The sequence below is a fragment of the Cupriavidus oxalaticus genome (assembly GCF_038900635.1).
In the GTDB taxonomy this organism is placed as follows: Bacteria; Pseudomonadota; Gammaproteobacteria; order Burkholderiales; family Burkholderiaceae; genus Cupriavidus; species Cupriavidus oxalaticus_B.
The window spans coordinates 135,338-150,142 of sequence record NZ_JAYMRX010000018.1; the positions used below are offsets into that span (position 1 = coordinate 135,338).

The 14,805-nt window shown below is 69.8% G+C and carries 15 protein-coding genes; 5 read left to right on the plus strand and 10 right to left on the minus strand.

The window, feature by feature from the left end; all coding sequences use genetic code 11:
• Positions 1-5: 5 nt before the first annotated feature.
• The 10 genes from gspE to gspG all read right to left on the minus strand — a co-directional run bounded on the left by gspE (position 6) and on the right by gspG (position 10,300).
• A complete protein-coding gene (gspE, locus tag VSR71_RS24785) occupies positions 6-1,547 on the minus strand; it encodes a type II secretion system ATPase GspE (protein ID WP_342916430.1) in 1,542 nt (513 codons plus the stop codon).
• 8 nt (positions 1,548-1,555) lie between these two features.
• Positions 1,556-3,985, minus strand: a complete 2,430-nt coding sequence (gene gspD / locus VSR71_RS24790; RefSeq protein ID WP_342916462.1) for a type II secretion system secretin GspD — start codon at positions 3,983-3,985, stop codon at positions 1,556-1,558.
• Between the two features lie 34 nt (positions 3,986-4,019).
• Positions 4,020-4,862 (minus strand): type II secretion system protein N, encoded by an 843-nt coding sequence (gene gspN / locus VSR71_RS24795; RefSeq protein ID WP_342916431.1) that lies wholly within the window; start codon positions 4,860-4,862, stop codon positions 4,020-4,022.
• Positions 4,862-5,437, minus strand: a complete 576-nt coding sequence (locus VSR71_RS24800) for a type II secretion system protein M (RefSeq protein WP_342916432.1) — start codon at positions 5,435-5,437, stop codon at positions 4,862-4,864. Before VSR71_RS24800 ends, gspN begins: the two co-directional genes overlap by 1 nt.
• 52 nt (positions 5,438-5,489) lie before the next feature.
• Positions 5,490-6,968 (minus strand): type II secretion system protein GspL, encoded by a 1,479-nt coding sequence (gene gspL / locus VSR71_RS24805; RefSeq protein WP_342916433.1) that lies wholly within the window; start codon positions 6,966-6,968, stop codon positions 5,490-5,492.
• Positions 6,969-7,175: 207 nt separating this feature from the next.
• Complete coding sequence (gene gspK, locus VSR71_RS24810) at positions 7,176-8,219, minus strand: type II secretion system minor pseudopilin GspK (RefSeq protein WP_342916434.1); 1,044 nt, start codon at positions 8,217-8,219, stop codon at positions 7,176-7,178.
• On the minus strand, positions 8,216-8,923 hold the full coding sequence (locus VSR71_RS24815; protein ID WP_342916435.1) for a PulJ/GspJ family protein: 708 nt from the start codon (positions 8,921-8,923) through the stop codon (positions 8,216-8,218). The genes gspK and VSR71_RS24815 overlap by 4 nt, the downstream gene beginning before the upstream one ends.
• On the minus strand, positions 8,901-9,305 hold the full coding sequence (gene gspI / locus VSR71_RS24820; protein ID WP_342916436.1) for a type II secretion system minor pseudopilin GspI: 405 nt from the start codon (positions 9,303-9,305) through the stop codon (positions 8,901-8,903). The genes VSR71_RS24815 and gspI overlap by 23 nt, the downstream gene beginning before the upstream one ends.
• The gene (locus VSR71_RS24825) at positions 9,302-9,799 is read right to left on the minus strand and encodes a GspH/FimT family pseudopilin (RefSeq protein ID WP_342916437.1); all 498 of its coding nucleotides are present in this window, start codon (positions 9,797-9,799) and stop codon (positions 9,302-9,304) included. Before VSR71_RS24825 ends, gspI begins: the two co-directional genes overlap by 4 nt.
• Positions 9,800-9,826: 27 nt before the next feature.
• Positions 9,827-10,300, minus strand: a complete 474-nt coding sequence (gene gspG, locus VSR71_RS24830) for a type II secretion system major pseudopilin GspG (RefSeq protein ID WP_342916438.1) — start codon at positions 10,298-10,300, stop codon at positions 9,827-9,829.
• Positions 10,301-10,506: 206 nt separating this feature from the next.
• On the opposite strand from gspG, the gene VSR71_RS24835 reads away from it, so the two are divergent.
• The 5 genes from VSR71_RS24835 to VSR71_RS24855 all read left to right on the plus strand — a co-directional run bounded on the left by VSR71_RS24835 (position 10,507) and on the right by VSR71_RS24855 (position 14,749).
• Positions 10,507-10,959 carry an Rrf2 family transcriptional regulator gene (locus VSR71_RS24835; protein ID WP_342916439.1) on the plus strand — a complete coding sequence of 151 codons (453 nt, stop codon included), beginning with the start codon at positions 10,507-10,509 and terminating at the stop codon, positions 10,957-10,959.
• A gap of 94 nt (positions 10,960-11,053) precedes the next feature.
• Complete coding sequence (locus VSR71_RS24840; protein WP_342916440.1) at positions 11,054-12,274, plus strand: globin domain-containing protein; 1,221 nt, start codon at positions 11,054-11,056, stop codon at positions 12,272-12,274.
• A gap of 88 nt (positions 12,275-12,362) precedes the next feature.
• On the plus strand, positions 12,363-13,082 hold the full coding sequence (locus tag VSR71_RS24845; protein WP_342916441.1) for a type II secretion system protein N: 720 nt from the start codon (positions 12,363-12,365) through the stop codon (positions 13,080-13,082).
• A gap of 154 nt (positions 13,083-13,236) precedes the next feature.
• The gene (locus VSR71_RS24850) at positions 13,237-13,836 is read left to right on the plus strand and encodes an EF-hand domain-containing protein (protein WP_342916442.1); all 600 of its coding nucleotides are present in this window, start codon (positions 13,237-13,239) and stop codon (positions 13,834-13,836) included.
• A 418-nt stretch (positions 13,837-14,254) separates the two neighbouring features.
• Positions 14,255-14,749: an Lrp/AsnC family transcriptional regulator gene (locus VSR71_RS24855; RefSeq protein WP_010813460.1), complete on the plus strand. Its 495-nt coding sequence runs from the start codon at positions 14,255-14,257 to the stop codon at positions 14,747-14,749.
• The last annotated feature ends 56 nt before the right edge of the window (positions 14,750-14,805 follow it).

The window sequence follows — 14,805 nt, forward strand, 5'->3', positions numbered from 1 at the left end:
CCGCCTCAGTCGCGCGTCACGCGCAGCACTTCCTCGAGCGAGGTCGCGCCGCTGTCGATCCAGCGCTGCGCGTCGCCGCGCATGGTGTGCATGCCGTGCGCCAGCGCCACCTGCTTGATCTCCGATTCCGGCGCCTGCCGGTGGATCATGGTGCGGATCTCGTCGCCGACGGTCAGCAGCTCGTAGACCCCCATGCGGCCCTGGTAGCCCGACTGTCCGCACTTGTCGCAGCCGACCGGATGCCACACATGCTGCAGCGGCTTGCCCTGCGCCGGCAGCGCTTCGGCATCGGCCGCGGCTGTTTCGTCAGGCAGCTCGATCACTTCCTCGCGCTTGCAGTGCGGGCACAGGCGCCGTACCAGCCGCTGCGCCAGCACGCCCAGCAGCGACGACGACAGCAGGAACGGCTCGATTCCCATGTCGACCAGACGCGTCACCGCCGAGGCCGAATCGTTGGTGTGCAGCGTCGCCAGCACCAGGTGGCCGGTCAGCGAGGCCTGCACCGCGATCTGCGCGGTTTCCAGGTCGCGGATCTCGCCGATCATCACCACGTCCGGGTCCTGGCGCAGGATCGCGCGCAGGGCCTTGCCGAAGGTCATGTCGATGCGCGCATTGACCTGGGTCTGGCCGATGCCGTCGAGGTCGTACTCGACCGGGTCTTCCACCGTCATGATGTTGGTGGTGCGCGCATCCAGCCGCGACAGCGCGGCATACAGCGTGGTGGTCTTGCCCGAGCCGGTCGGCCCGGTCACCAGCACGATGCCGTGCGGCTGGCGGATCAGGTGGTCGAAGCCGCGCAGCGTGCCGGGCGACATGCCCAGCCTGGCCAAGTCGAGCCGGCCCGCTTCCTTGTCGAGCAGGCGCAGCACCGCGCGTTCGCCATGGCCGGTCGGCAGCGTCGACACGCGCACATCCACCGGGCGCCCGCCCACGCGCAGCGTGATGCGGCCGTCCTGCGGCAGGCGTTTCTCGGCGATATCGAGCTGCGCCATGATCTTGATGCGCGAGATCAGCGCGCCGTGCAGCGCCTTCTTGGGCCGCACCACGTCGCGCAGCGTGCCGTCGACGCGGAAGCGCACCACCGACGACGACTCGAACGGCTCGATGTGGATATCCGATGCGCCTTCGCGCGCCGCCTGCGTCAGCAGCGCGTTGATCATGCGGATGATCGGCGCGTCGTCCTCGGACTCGAGCAGGTCTTCCACGGCGGGAATGTCCTGCATCAGTCGCGACAGGTCGACCTCGCCCTCGACTTCACCCACCACCTGCGCGGCGCTGCCGTCCTGGCGGTTGTAGGCATCTGACATGGCGCGCTCGAGCGCCTCGGGCTCGAGCACGCGCAGTCGCAGTGCGCCGTGCACCCGGGCGATCTCCGCCAGCGCCGTCGGGGAGGTGGCGCGGCTGACCCATACCTCCAGCCCGTCGGGACGCTGGTGCGCGATCAGCAGCGGCGCTTCGCGCGCAAAGCCGTACGAAACCAGCCGCGCCGCCATCGGCGAGGGCGGCTCGAGTGTGTCGGGGGGAGGGATCTGGACTTCGCTCGCCATGGCAGGCCTCAGTTCTGGACAGCGCCCGGCGTGGCGGTTTCGCCGCGCTGGCTCAGCGGCTGCTGCAGGGCCGCGGGCGGCACCGGTTGCGGCTGTGCTGGCATGCCGGGCTGCTGCGGATTTTGCGGCAGCGTCTGCGGCAGCGGCAGCGGTGTTGGCACCGGGCCGTTCGCGCGCGGATCGATGAACGGCGTGGTCGGCGCATCCGCCGGCGGCAGCAGCGGCGTGTTGGTGTCACGCACCATGATGTTAGGCGATACAAAGCCCTGCTGCTGCGCGCGCATATAGTCGTAGCGGTCCGCGGTCAGGCGGTCGGCGGCGCCCGTCGTGCGCATCACATACGGGCGCAGGAACACCAGCAGGTTGGTCTTGGAGCGGTTCTTGTTCTCGTAGCGGAACAGGCCGCCGATCAGCGGGATGTCGCCCAGCAGCGGCACCTTCTGCACGCCGTCGCCGTATGAATCCTCGATCAGGCCGCCGAGCACGATGATCTGGCCGTCGTCGACCAGCACGTTGGTCTCGATCGAGCGCACATTGGTGGTCGGGCCCTGCACCTGCGCCAGCGTGCCAGCCACCACCGACGACGACTCCTGGAAGATCTGCATCTTGACCAGCCCGCCGTCGGTGATCTGGGGCTTCACCCGCAGCGTGATGCCGACGTCCTTGCGGTCAAAGGTCTGGAACGGTGTCACCGAGGCCGCGCCGCCGGTCTGCGCATACGAGCCGGTGGTGATCGGGATGTTCTGGCCGATCAGGATCTTGGCTTCCTCGTTCTCCAGCGTGATCAGGTTCGGCGTGGACAGCAGGTTGACGCTGCCGTTGCTGCCGAGTGCGCGCAGCAGCGCGCCCAGCCCCAGCGCCTTGTTGACGACGCCAAGGTTCAGGCCGCCCACGTCAGGCACCAGCTGCTGCGCCGCGGCGATGCCGGCGGTGCGGTTGCTGTCAAACAGCGCGCCGGCCAGGGTCAGGTTCAGGATGTTCTGGCCGCCGGTGCCGAAGTTGGTGCCGGCAAAGACGTTGTTGTTGCCGCTCGAGGAACTGATCAGGCCTTGCCACTGGATGCCGAGCTCGCTCGCCTGCGTCGCGGTGACTTCAACGATCATCGATTCGATGTAGACCTGCGCGCGGCGCGCGTCGAGGTCGTCGATCACCCCGCGCAGGTTGCGGTAGACCGGCTCGCTGGCGGTGATGATCAGCGAGTTGGTCGACGGGTCGGCCTGGATGATGCCGCCGGTGGTCGGCTGCGTACTGGTGCCGAACGACGCGGCAAATGCCGAGTTGCCATAAGCGCCGCCGCCCGTGCCCGAAGTGCCGCTGCGCATGCCGGTCTGCGTGCCCGTGGTGCCCCCGGTGAACTGGCCGCCGGCCGGCGTCGAGACACTGGTCATGCCGCCCGCGCCGGCGATGCCGGCTGCGCCACCGGCGCCGCCGGGCTGGGTCGCGGAGGCAAAACTGCTGTCGGCCGCGACGATGGCGCGCAGCGTGGCGGCCAGCTTGACCGCGTCGGCATTCCTCAGCGGCACCACCCAGATGTTGCCGGGGCGGGCGTAGGGCTGGTCGAGCTTTTCGATCAGCTGGCGTGCCTGCTGCAGCCGCGCCCGGCTGGAGGCGCGGATCATCAGCGCGTTGCTGCGCGGCTCGGCTACCACGGACGTGCGCAGCGTGGCGTCGGCGCCCGGCGCGCCGCCGCCGCCGGCCGCACCCGCGGCGGCGGGGTCGAGCAGCTTCTGCAGCACCTGCGCGGTGTCGCTGGCCAGCGCATGGCGCAGCGGTATCAGTTCGACCTCGCCCGATGCGGGCGCGTCGATCGCGGCGATGATGCGCGCCAGCCGGCGCAGGTTGTCGGCGTAGTCGGTGATGACCAGCGTGTTGTTGGCCGGGTAGGCGGTGATGGTGTTGTTGGGCGCGATCATCGGCCGCAGCACCGGCACCAGGTTGTTGGCCGACTCGTAGTTGAGGCGGAACACCTGCGTCACCACCTGGTCGCCGCGGCTCGGCGCCGCGCCGATCACGGTGGGCGAGCCCTGCAGCTTGGCGTCGGCCTCGGGCACGACCTTGGTAAAGCCGTTGCTCTCGACCATCGAGTAGCCCTGCATGCGCAGCACCGAGCCCAGCGTCTGCAGCGCCTGCGCGCGCGACACCGGCTGCTCGGTGACCAGGTTCACCGTGCCCTTCACGCGCGGATCGATCACGAAGTTCTTGCCGGTGGCCTGCCCGACCGCCTTGATCACCGAGTCCAGGTCGGCATTGACGAAGTTGAGCACCACCTGGTCGCGGTTGGCCGGCGTGACGTCGGGCGGCGCCGGCGGCGTGCCCGTGGTGCGTGCCCCCGGCTGGGCCCACAGCGGCGCGGGCGCCAGCAGCGAGAGCCCGCACAGCAGGGCCACGGCGCGGGCGCAGGCGGTCTGGAAAACAGGTCGGGTGGCATGGGTTGTCATAGTCATTTCCGTACGCTCCTGGCGCTGCCTGGCATCAGAAGCGCAGCCTTGTCACGTTGTTGTCTCGTCGTCCCAGCAGGCTCAGCAAGCTGGTCAGTTGCGTTTCCGCCTCGGGCTCGGCATGGGCGGTGCCCTCGAAGCGCGCCTGCCGGCCAAGCGAGCCGCTGCCCTCCAGGTGCAGCGGCCCGGCGATAGTACTCAGTTGCAGCTTGCCGCCGCCGGCGCCGCTCCAGTCGATCTCGGCGCGATAGCTGCCGAGCGGGCGCAGCCGGCTGACCGCGGACGACACCTGCTCGATGCGCAGCGTGACATGGCCGCGCATGCCATTGCCATTTCCGCTGCCCCCGCCGTCGCCTTTCTGGCCGGAAAAGCTGCCTTGCAGGGTCGACCAGTCCGCGCGCATCAGGCCATCCGGGCGCAGTGTATTGAATGGCGCGCCGATGCCTTCCAGCAGCGACGCCGGCAGCCGCATCGCGCCGGACTGCACGGTCCAGCCGCCCGGCGTCGCGGTGATCGCCACCGGCGCGGCCATGGCTTCGGTGTGCGTCACCACCGCGCGCGCGGTGCCGGTCAGCAGCGGCCAGAAGGCCAGCGTCCACTGCAGCCGGCCCGGCAGCACCGTGGCGGTCTGGCTGCCGGCGCCGGCGGACAGCGCCAGCGTGGCGCTGCCGCGCCACAGCGAGCCGCTGGCGTCGGCCAGCAGTACGCGTCCCTGCGTCTGCGTGGCCACGCGCTCGGCGATCCACGCTGCCGGCAGCATCGCCACCACCGTTGCCGCAGCGCTGGCCAGTCCCAGCGCGAGCCAGCGCAGGCCGCGCCATGCACCCGGCTGGCGCTGCTTGCGGCGCGGCAGCCGCAGCGTTTCCAGCCGTACCATCAGCTGCGGCCGCCCGGACCCTGCAGGGTCGCGCTGACATTGACCAGCGCCGTGGCGCCGACATAGACGATGCGGGCGTCGATCACTTTCATGCGCTGCTGCTGGCGCACGTCCTGCAGCCAGCTGCTGAACGCGCCGAAGGGCACCTTGTCGAGTTGCACCTGGACGTTGTTGTCGGCGCCGGCGGCCAGCCGGGTCGCCTTCAGGCCATGCTGGCCCAGGCTGTCCTGAAGCGCCTGCGTCAGCGCGTCGCCGCGTAGCGCCGGTGCCGGCGTGGCCTTGAGGCCGCGCGCTTCCTGCGCCAGCGACTCCATTTCGGCGAGGTCGGCGCGCATCTGGGGCAGGTTGCGCGCCAGGCGCTGGCGGCCTTCGGCGGCCGGCTCCCACAGCAGCGTATAGCCGATCACCAGCACCATCACCGCGGCGCCGCCGGCCAGGATGGCCTGCTCGCGCGGGTTGCGCGCCGACCAGAACGCGTTGAAGCGATCCTGCCAGGCCTGCGGCACGCTCGGGCGCAGCCGCGCCAGGCGCGCGCGCAGGGCGGTGGTGCTTGCGGGCCGGGCGGGGCGGGACATCTGGTTTCGGGCGGAATCTTTCATGGCATCCATGCGTATCGTGCTGCCGCGCTCACAGGCCCGGCCTGACGGCCCAGCGCGAGCCCGGCGTCACCGGCGTGGCGCTGCCCGTCGCGCCGCCTGCCGCACTGCCTGTTGCGCTACCTGCAGCGCCACCGGTCTTGTCCTCTTCCATCTGCAGGCCGGCCTGGCGCGCGGCATTGCGCAGACTGGCAATGTCCGTGCCCGGCTTGAGCGTCACCACCAGCATGCGGCCGCGGTATTCCAGCGCCTGCAGCGCATCGGGAGGCAGCCGGCGCGCGGCCTGGGCAAAGCGGTCGGCCAGCGGCAGGAAGTCTTCCGGCGTGCTGCGGCCGCTGGCGATGCGCAGCTGCTCGACCTGGCGCCGCATCTGCAGCGGCGCGTCGAGGATGGTCTGGGTCTGCGGAAAGGCGCTGCGCAAGGCCTGCTGCTGCGCGGTTTCCACGCGCTGCTGCTCGTTGCGCAGCAGCAGCCAGTGGATGTTCATGCCCAGCACCTGCACCAGCACGATGCCGGCCAGCAGCGCCAGTGGAAGCCGCCATGCAGCCAAATTCCAGCGGTCGGCGCGGCCCTGCGCGAACTCGAACTGCGCCAGGTCCAGTGCCGGCTCGCGCAGGCACGCCTGCGCGCCTTCGATCCACAGCGGCCAGCCGGCGCGGGCGGCGCCGCGCAGTGCGGGAACCGGCGCCGCGGCGGCGGCATCGGCGTCGGCGTACCAGGCGCCGTCGGGCGCCAGCGCCTGCCAGGCCGCGAGGGCGTCGTCGCCCAGCAGCAGGCCGTAGCCGGCGTGTGCGCCGGTGCGCACGGTCAGTTGCCACTGGCTGGCCAGCGCAGGCGCAGGTTCGATGGCGCCGACGGCGGCGCCATCGAGCAGTTCGCCGCCGTCGGCCAAGGCGCTCGCGGCTGCCTCGACCACCAGCGTGGCCGGCTCGTCCTGTGCGGTGTTCTCCGCCGGGCCCAGCGTGGGCTCGGCGCCCGGCACCTGCGCGGGCGCCTCGGCGGCGGCCCCTGCCGCTGCCAGCGGCACGCACAGCTGCGCCGGCAACACGTGGCGGCGGCGATGGCGGTGTTCGGCAAAGGCGTCGAGCACGGCCCGCAGCCAGGCGCGGTCGGCCACCATCAGCAGCCGCCGGCGTGGGCCGCGCACCGCGGCGCTGCCGTCGAGCGCGGGCCCCACGCCGATATGGCAGGGCTGGGCGTCGGTCGCGAGCGCGTCTTCGATCAGGTTGGGCAGCGCCTGTTTCAAACGCGCCGGCGGCAGCGGCGGCACGCTGGCGGTAGTCAGCAGTACGTCGCTGGCCGCCAGGATCAGCACCAGGCGTTCGGCAGCGGGCAGGTCGGCGATGCGGGCGTGGCCTTCGCGCAACACTTCAGGATCCGTGCCGCCGGGCGCGCGCCGTGCGGCGTCGGTGCCGGCGCGCACAAGCGCGAACGGCAGGGCGCCGAACTGCCAGGGTTGCGGCTGATCGTGCGGCCGGTGCGGCAGGCGGACATACAGGGTGGTGCTCAAGTTTTCCTTAACGTGGCGTCAGTGGCGTCTGGCGGGACGTGGGAAAGGATCCAGGAAGGCGCATTGCCGCGTGGCGCCTCGCTCGCGCCAGCGTCGCAGCATACCTTGCCTGTGTGACTAAACCGCGTCAATACCATTCCTCCCCGGTTGCCAACGCCTGCGAATCGCGCCGCCCATGCATGGCCCGGTGCGACTTGTATCAGACATTCAGCGCAGGTCCGGCAGCCGGTCTGCGTCCTGTATCCAGACCACCCTTGTCGTATTGGTGGCGCCCAGCGGCTCGCCACGGAAGATCAGTGAGACCTGCAGCCGGCTGGCGCGTTCGTGGCGAACCAGTCCGTAGACCAGGAAATAGTGCGAGCGCACGTCGATCATGTTGGACAGGCTGGCGCTGTCCGCCTGCGGCGCGACCGCTGCCAGCTGGGTCTGCACGTTGCCGATGTTGTTGAAATAGGCGCGGTCGCGCTGGCGTACCAGTTCGCGGGCGCGCTCCAGCGGCAGCTTGTCGATCACGGCGGCCAGCACCTCGGCCTCGGCGGTATTGGCGTTGACCAGGGTACGCTCGGGCAGCACGGTGACGAATGGCTCCAGCACGGCGACCATTTCCGGCGTATAGCCGGGCAGGGACAGCAGTCCCTGCACGCTGTCGAGCGGGCGCGGCGCCGCGCGGCCGCCGCCGCTGTCCCCGCCGCTGCCGCCGCCACCTTGCGCTGCCTGCAGCATGGCGCGCGCGGTGGACTCGGCCAGTTGCGGGTTCAGGCCCACGGTCTGCAGCAGGCGGCGGTAGGCGGCCTGGGCCGCGGGATCGACCGAAGCGGCGCGCCCCTGGCCGGCGGTGGCGGTCCAGATCACCAGGTTGGCGAGGTTGAAGCGGGCCTGCGCATCGAGGATGCGGCCCGACAGGAACGAGGTTTCGCCGGCCGCGTCGGTGCGCAGCGAAGCACCGAGGAAATCCGACAGCCGGGTTTCCGCGATCGGCACCGCCCAGGGCTCGCCGAGCTGGTCGACGTTGGTGCGGCGCTGGTCGTCGCGCAGGATCAACCGCGCCCAGTCGACCGCGGCGCGCTCGATCCAGGTCGCCTGCGCCAGCAGCCGCTGGTTCTCGATCGCACGGATCTGCACCTGCTGGCGCCACAGCATGCCCGACACGACCACCACGGCCAGCGTCACCATCAGCAGCGCGGTGACCACGGCGGCGCCGCGGGCGCGGCGCCGCGTGCAGGCCGGGGAGCGGAGGTGCGCGCGCCTCATAGCCCGGTCATGCAGATCTTCTGGAACTGCCGCGGTGCGTCGCCGTCGCCCATGCGCGCGAACACGGTCAGTTCGACCGCGCGCACCGCGGTGTTGGGCAGCGCAGTGCCGACGTCCGAGGCCGCCACCGCGCTGGCGGCGTTGCCGGCAAAGAGCACGTTGCGGATGCGGCCGGTATCGGCCTGCCAGCCGCCAGGCTCTACCCAGGCGCGCGCGCTCATGCCGGCGACGTCGGGCAGCACGCGCCGCACCTGCGCCGCATTGCTGCCGCCCTGGCGCAGCGACAGCAGCGCCGACTGCAGCCCGGCCCGGTCCGCCACCGGCGGCGCGGCCACCCGCACCAGCGTATTGCCGTCGATCTGGTACGAGAGCACCTGCCACGCCGGCGGCTGGCCCTCGTCGCGGCGGTCGCGCACCAGCAGCAGCCGGTTCTGGCCGACCTCGACCGGGCTGCCCTGCAGCAGCGTGGGGTTGGCCAGGTGCTCGCAGTCGGCCTGGAACTGGCCGTAGAGAATCTTCAGCGCATCCAGCCGCGCATCGTGGTCGGTCAGGCGCTCGCGGCTGCGTGTCAGGCTGTCGAGCGCGCGCCAGCCGATCACGGCCATCACCGCCAGCAGCGTGATCGCGACCAGCATCTCCAGCAGCGTGAAGCCGCGGGTGCGCCGGCCTGGGCGTTGACGCTCAGAGCACGTTGCGGGCTTCATTGGGAACGATGGTGACCAGCCACGCCAGCCGCACGGACTTGTCGGTGGCGGACGGGTAGACCGCGATCTCGACGCGGCGGAAAACCGGATTTGGCGTGGCAGACACCGACTGCTCGCAGTGCAGCGGGGTGCCCCCTTGCGGGCAGGCATAACCGCTGACGCCGGGCTCGGGCCAGGTCTTGGCCAGGCGCAGCGCGGCCAGGTGGTTTTCGGCGCTCCATTCGGCCAGCATGCGGGTCTGCAGCGCGGCGCCGGCGTCGACCATCGAGCTCATGGCGCGCATGGCGGCGGTCAGCGCCACCGCCAGGATGGTCAGCGCGACCAGTACCTCGATCAGCGTGAAGCCGGCGCGGCGCCGACCGTGCAGGGGAGTGCGGGTCATGGCGTGCTGGCGAAATAACGGCCGCTGCCGTCGCCGGTGACGTCCACGCGGATATCGCCGCGCACCAGGACCAGCCGCTGCGGCATATCGATCAGCTCGCGCCCGAATACCAGCCGCAGCGGGCCGCCGGTGCCGGTGGGCCGGCCGCCTTCGGCAACCACCACCTGGTCCAGCGCCAGCCGCCAACGGCCCGGCGCGAACACATCGGTACGCATGGGGATCCAGCCGTTCGGGCTCGATTCCAGGAAGCGCCAGCCGCCTGCGTCGCCCTCCCAGGCAATCGGGCGGGCGCCGAGTTGCGCCTCTTCCTGCGCCAGCTCGAACAGCCGCGCGATGCGCTGGCCGTCATCCAGCACGCGGCCGCGCTCGTTGGGCGAGGCGTTGACCGCCACCAGCGAGATCACGATGCCGGCGATCACCATGACCACCAGCAGCTCGAGCAGGGTAAAGCCCCGGCGCCGCAAGGGCGCGCTGAGGCGCGGCGCCGTGGTCATGGTCAGAAGATGCGGGCGCGCCGGGATTTATTCCCAGTTGCCGATATCGGCGTCGTTGCCGTTGCCGCCGGCCTGGCCATCGGCGCCGAAGCTGAACACGTCGATCTCGCCGCGCACGCCCGGGTTCAGGTACTGGTACGGATGGCCCCAGGGATCCTTGGGCAGCTTCTCCAGGTAACCTCCGCCCTTCCAGTTGTTCGGCACCGGCTCGGTGGCGGGCTTGGTCACCAGCGCGGCCAGGCCTTGCTCGGTGGTCGGGTAGCGGCTGTTGTCGAGCCGGTACAGCTTGAGCGCCTGCATGATCGACGAGATGTCCTGGCGCGCCGCGACGATGCGCGCTTCGTCCGGACGGCTCATGATCTTTGGCACTACCAGCGCCGCCAGCACGCCAAGGATCACGATCACCACCATGATTTCGATCAGGGTGAAGCCGCGTGCGCGGCGAGCGCGTGCGGGCCGGGAACGGGCAGGGCTGGCGGAACGGGTAGTGAAAATGCGCATCGTCTGTGAACCTCGTTGCTGGAATGGCTGGGCCCGCGGCCAGGCTGGCGGCGGGCCGGTTTCGCCAGTCAGTATAACCGGCGCCACATGACTGTTTTACGGGGGTGGCGTCGGCGCCGCGGCAATGTGTGATGCAAAGCACAGCCGACACGCCTGTCCCGATTTAACTTGCATCCGGGATGCATATTTTTTATGATGGCGTCACGATGCAACTGACCCGCTTTTCCGACTATGCACTCCGCCTGCTGATGTACGTCGCCCGTGGCGACGGCAGCCGGCCTATCACCATTGCGGAAGTGGGCCAGCAGTTCGATATCTCGCACAACCACCTGGTCAAGGTGGCGGCGCGGCTGTCGAAGCTGGGCTGGATCACCGCCACGCGCGGCCGCCACGGCGGCCTGCAGCTGGGACCGGGGGCCGAACAGCTGACCGTCGGCACGATCCTGCGCGAGCTGGAGGGCCACAAGGCCATCATCGACTGCGACAACCCGCCCTGCGCGCTGAACGGCAACTGCCGCCTGAAACGCGCGCTGGATGTGGCCGAGCAGGCGTTCTACCGCGCGCTGGACGAGGTCACGCTTGCCGACGTTACCGGCAGCAAGACCGCCGAGTCGATCATCCAGCTGCATCGAGATTTCCTGAACCGGCGTTCGGCCTGAGTGGACAGGGTCCGCGCAGGCGCTGACGAGCGCCGGTTTTATTGTGCGAAAAAACATGCATATTACATGCATGAATTAAACGGAGTGTTATCTGATGCTGTCCGCCGCTTCCCGCCCCTATATCGATGCGAGCGTCCCGGTGCTGCGCGAGCATGGCCTGGCCATCACCACCCACTTTTACGGCGAGATGTTCGCCGACCGGCCTGAGCTCACGAATTTGTTCAACATGGGCAACCAGGCCAATGGTACCCAGCAGCAATCGCTGGCGTCGGCCGTGTTCGCCTACGCCGCCAATATCGACAATGGTGCCGCGCTGGCGCCGGTGGTCGACCGCATCGTGCACAAGCATGCGGCAGTGGGCCTGACCGCCTCCCATTACCCGATCGTCGGCCGCCATCTGCTGGGCGCGATCAAGGCGGTGCTGGGCGATGCAGCCACGCCGCCGCTGATGGCGGCCTGGGACGAAGCCTACTGGCTGCTGGCCGGCGAGCTGATCGCCGCCGAGGCACGGCTGTACCAGCGCACCGGCATTGCCGCCGGCGAGCTGACGGCGGTGCGCGTGATACGCCGCGAAGCGCAGGGCGAGCAGGTGGTGTCGCTGACGCTGGCCGCCGCCGACGGCGGCCAGCTGCGCGACTTCCGTCCCGGCCAGTACATCACCGTCGAGGCGGATCTCGATGACGGCACGCGCCAGCTGCGCCAGTATTCGCTATCGGGCGAGACCGGCCTGCCGACCTGGCGCATTTCGGTCAAGCGTGAACCCGGCGATCAGTCGACGCCGGCCGGCGCGGTCTCCAACTGGCTGCATGCCAACGCGCAGGAAGGCACCGAGCTGAAGGTGAGTGCGCCGTTCGGCGACTTCACCCCGGCGCTCGACGCGCATCGCCCGCTGGTGCTGCTGTCGGCCGGTATCGGCATCACGCCGATGCTGTCGGTGCTGCGCACGCTGGCCGTCCAGGGCTCCCAGCGTCCGATCCTGTTCGCCCACGCCGCCCGCAGCGGCCGCCACCATGCGCATCGCGCTGACCTGCAGTGGGCGCGCGAGCGGTTGCCGCAACTGGTGACGCATATCAGCTACGAAGCACCCGAAGCCGCCGACGCCATCGGCCGCGACTACGACCACGCCGGCACCATGCCGACGGCCGAGTTGCTGGCCCGGCCGGAGCTGCAGCGCTTCATCGATGGCCGCTTCTACCTGTGCGGCCCGCTGGGCTTCATGCAGGCGCAGCGCCATGCGCTGGTCAGCGCCGGCGTGCCGGTGGCGCACATCGACCGCGAAGTCTTCGGCCCCGACCTGCTCGACGACCTGCTCTGAGTCCGGCCTGCCGCGAGAGTGGCGACAGTGTCATGTGGCTCTGGTACGCTTGGCGCGATCGTTCATTTGCGTCAGGGGTACCGTTCCCGTGCAACTTTCCCTTCGGCCTGTCCTTCGCTTCAATGCCGCTGCGCCGTGGCTGCCACGCCTGGCAAGCGTGGCGCTGTTTGTTGCGCTGTGCGCGCTGGCCACGTACTGGGTGCTGACCTTCAGCGCGATGCGCACCCTCCCGGTGCCGCAGAGCGCGCGCGTGGCCCAGACCGAGGCGGTCGAGACCGGCGCCGTGGCAACGCTGTTCGGCGGCTCGGCCCAGGGCGGTCCGAGAGATGTGCAGCTGCTCGGCGTGGTGGCCGAGGTCGATGGCGGCGCCGGCGCGGCGATCGTGTCGCTGGACGGCGGGCCGCCCAAGGCGGTGCGATCCGGTGCCGAACTGTCGCAGCAGATCCGGCTGGTGGAGATCCGCCAGCGCTCGGTGGTGATCGATCGCAGCGGCGTGCGCCAGGAAATCGCCTTGCCGGTGCAGCCTGGCGCCGCGCGCGCACCTGCCGCCGGTGCGCCGGGTTCCGCGCTGCCGACGCCGCCCGCTGGCGCCGCCGCGCCGATGGCAACGCCGATGCCGCCGCCGGCTCCACCGGCCCCGGTGACCAGCCAGCCTGCCCAACCGCTCCAACCGGCTCCGGGCCAGCCCCCGCAGCCCCAAGTCCAGCCCCAGGTTCAGGCCCAACCCCAGGCGCAGCCTGCCGCACAGCACCAGCCCATGATGGCGCCGCCACCCAGCCAGGACGGGATGCTGGTCCCCAAGAATTAAGCTGGCAAGACCGCGAATATTCGCGTCCCGTTGCGTTCCCTTACGCGGCGCCAGCCTTTCTGTGAGGCGGGTAACATCGTATTAAAAGCGCCAACCTCCCTGCATCGTCTGCGTTCTAATCCGTACATGCCAACGTGATGACAAGGAGCAAGACATGCAACGCAATCACAAGCAGCAGATCCTGAAGCAATTCCTGGCCGCCTCGGCCGCCCTGCTGGTTGCTGGCGGCGCTTTCGCCCAGGCTAGCGCCCCCGCCGCACCGGCTGGCAAGGCCGGCCCCGGCCACCACCATCATATGGGCCATGGCGGCGGCTGGATGAAGGCGGTCGATACCGACAACGACGGTGCAATCTCGAAGGCGGAGGCGGACGCCTACTTCAACAAGCTCGACACCAACCGCGACGGCAAGATCGACAAGGCCGAGATGGACGCGCACCGCAAGGCCGTCATGGCCGAGCGCCACGCCCGCATGCAGGCCGCCTTCGATGAGAAATTCAAGGCTGCCGACAAGAACGGCGACGGTGCCCTGACCAAGGCCGAGGCCAATGCCGGCATGCCGCGCCTGGGCAAGCGATTCGACCAGCTCGACGCCAACCGCGACGGCAAGCTGACCCGCGATGAAATCCGCGCCGGCATGGAGAAGATGCACCGCGAGCACCATCGCCGTGGTCCGCAGGGCCAGGGTGCTCCGGGCAGCCAGCCAGCGCCTGCGAACCCGTCGGCACCGGGTGCTCCGTCCAGCAGCGGCGGCTGATGCACGTCGGGACGGCCATGGCCGTCCTGCCTGAAAACCGCTGTGCAGCGCGCGTGCCCCGGGCCGCGCGCTTTTGCTTTTGGCGCGATCCGTCATTGCGCCGGCGCGCGAGTTGACCAGGAAGTATCTGACCCCGGCGCCAAACGCCCGTAGAATGCCGCTTCCCTGTGCGGCCGGCCTTGGCACCATCCTTGCCTTCTTCCGGTCGCCGCGGGTGCGACCGCAACCCCCGCGGCCGTGCCACCAGACAGGTTGCCCAGCCCGACCGGCTGCAGCACGAGTGACCCAAAAGGCTGCCGATTCGTCAGAATTCCAGCCTGCAGCGGGCGCAACCACACAAAAAATTGCGTACTTGTGCACGGCTTGCTAAATTTGCGCAAAAAAATTGCCAATAAACATATTGCGGAGCAACAATATCGTGAGCAAGGTGGAGTTGGACAAGATCGACCGGAAGATCCTGGAAGTGCTGCAGACCAACGGCCGGTTGACCAACCTGGAGGTGGCCGAGCGCGTCAACCTGTCGCCCAGCCCCTGCCTGCGCCGCATCCGGCGGCTGGAGGAGATCGGCGTGATCCGGCAGTACGCGGCGCTGCTTGAGCCGAACAAGATCGGGCTCGGGCTGCTGGCCTATATCAATGTCCGGCTGGAGAAGCACGGCGGCGCGCCCAAGGGCAAGGCGCCGCTGGACCTGTTCCGCGCCTCTATCGCGGTATGGCCCGAGGTGGCGGCCTGCCATGCCATGACCGGCGAAATGGACCTGCTGCTCAAGGTCTATGTCGAGGACATGGAGCACTTCGCGCGCTTCATGCAGGAACAACTGCTGGCCCATCCGTCGGTGATCGACGTGCGCTCCAGCTTTGCACTGGAAAGCATCAAGGACACCACGGCGCTGCCGGTCGGCGGCGCCGCCTGACGGCTATCCGGGGGCACATGCAAAAACGGCGCATCGTTGCGATGCGCCGTAGTGGC

What these genes read in the sequence shown, in the direction of transcription:
- gspE (WP_342916430.1), bottom strand. Translation starts at nt 1,547, where the DNA reads ATGGCGAGCGAAGTCCAGATCCCTCCCCCCGACACACTCGAGCCGCCC.
- gspD (WP_342916462.1), bottom strand. Translation starts at nt 3,985, where the DNA reads ATGACAACCCATGCCACCCGACCTGTTTTCCAGACCGCCTGCGCCCGC.
- gspN (WP_342916431.1), bottom strand. Translation starts at nt 4,862, where the DNA reads ATGGTACGGCTGGAAACGCTGCGGCTGCCGCGCCGCAAGCAGCGCCAG.
- VSR71_RS24800 (WP_342916432.1), bottom strand. Translation starts at nt 5,437, where the DNA reads ATGTCCCGCCCCGCCCGGCCCGCAAGCACCACCGCCCTGCGCGCGCGC.
- gspK (WP_342916434.1), bottom strand. Translation starts at nt 8,219, where the DNA reads ATGAGGCGCGCGCACCTCCGCTCCCCGGCCTGCACGCGGCGCCGCGCC.
- VSR71_RS24815 (WP_342916435.1), bottom strand. Translation starts at nt 8,923, where the DNA reads ATGAAGCCCGCAACGTGCTCTGAGCGTCAACGCCCAGGCCGGCGCACC.
- gspI (WP_342916436.1), bottom strand. Translation starts at nt 9,305, where the DNA reads ATGACCCGCACTCCCCTGCACGGTCGGCGCCGCGCCGGCTTCACGCTG.
- VSR71_RS24825 (WP_342916437.1), bottom strand. Translation starts at nt 9,799, where the DNA reads ATGACCACGGCGCCGCGCCTCAGCGCGCCCTTGCGGCGCCGGGGCTTT.
- gspG (WP_342916438.1), bottom strand. Translation starts at nt 10,300, where the DNA reads ATGCGCATTTTCACTACCCGTTCCGCCAGCCCTGCCCGTTCCCGGCCC.
- VSR71_RS24835 (WP_342916439.1), top strand. Translation starts at nt 10,507, where the DNA reads ATGCAACTGACCCGCTTTTCCGACTATGCACTCCGCCTGCTGATGTAC.
- VSR71_RS24840 (WP_342916440.1), top strand. Translation starts at nt 11,054, where the DNA reads ATGCTGTCCGCCGCTTCCCGCCCCTATATCGATGCGAGCGTCCCGGTG.
- VSR71_RS24850 (WP_342916442.1), top strand. Translation starts at nt 13,237, where the DNA reads ATGCAACGCAATCACAAGCAGCAGATCCTGAAGCAATTCCTGGCCGCC.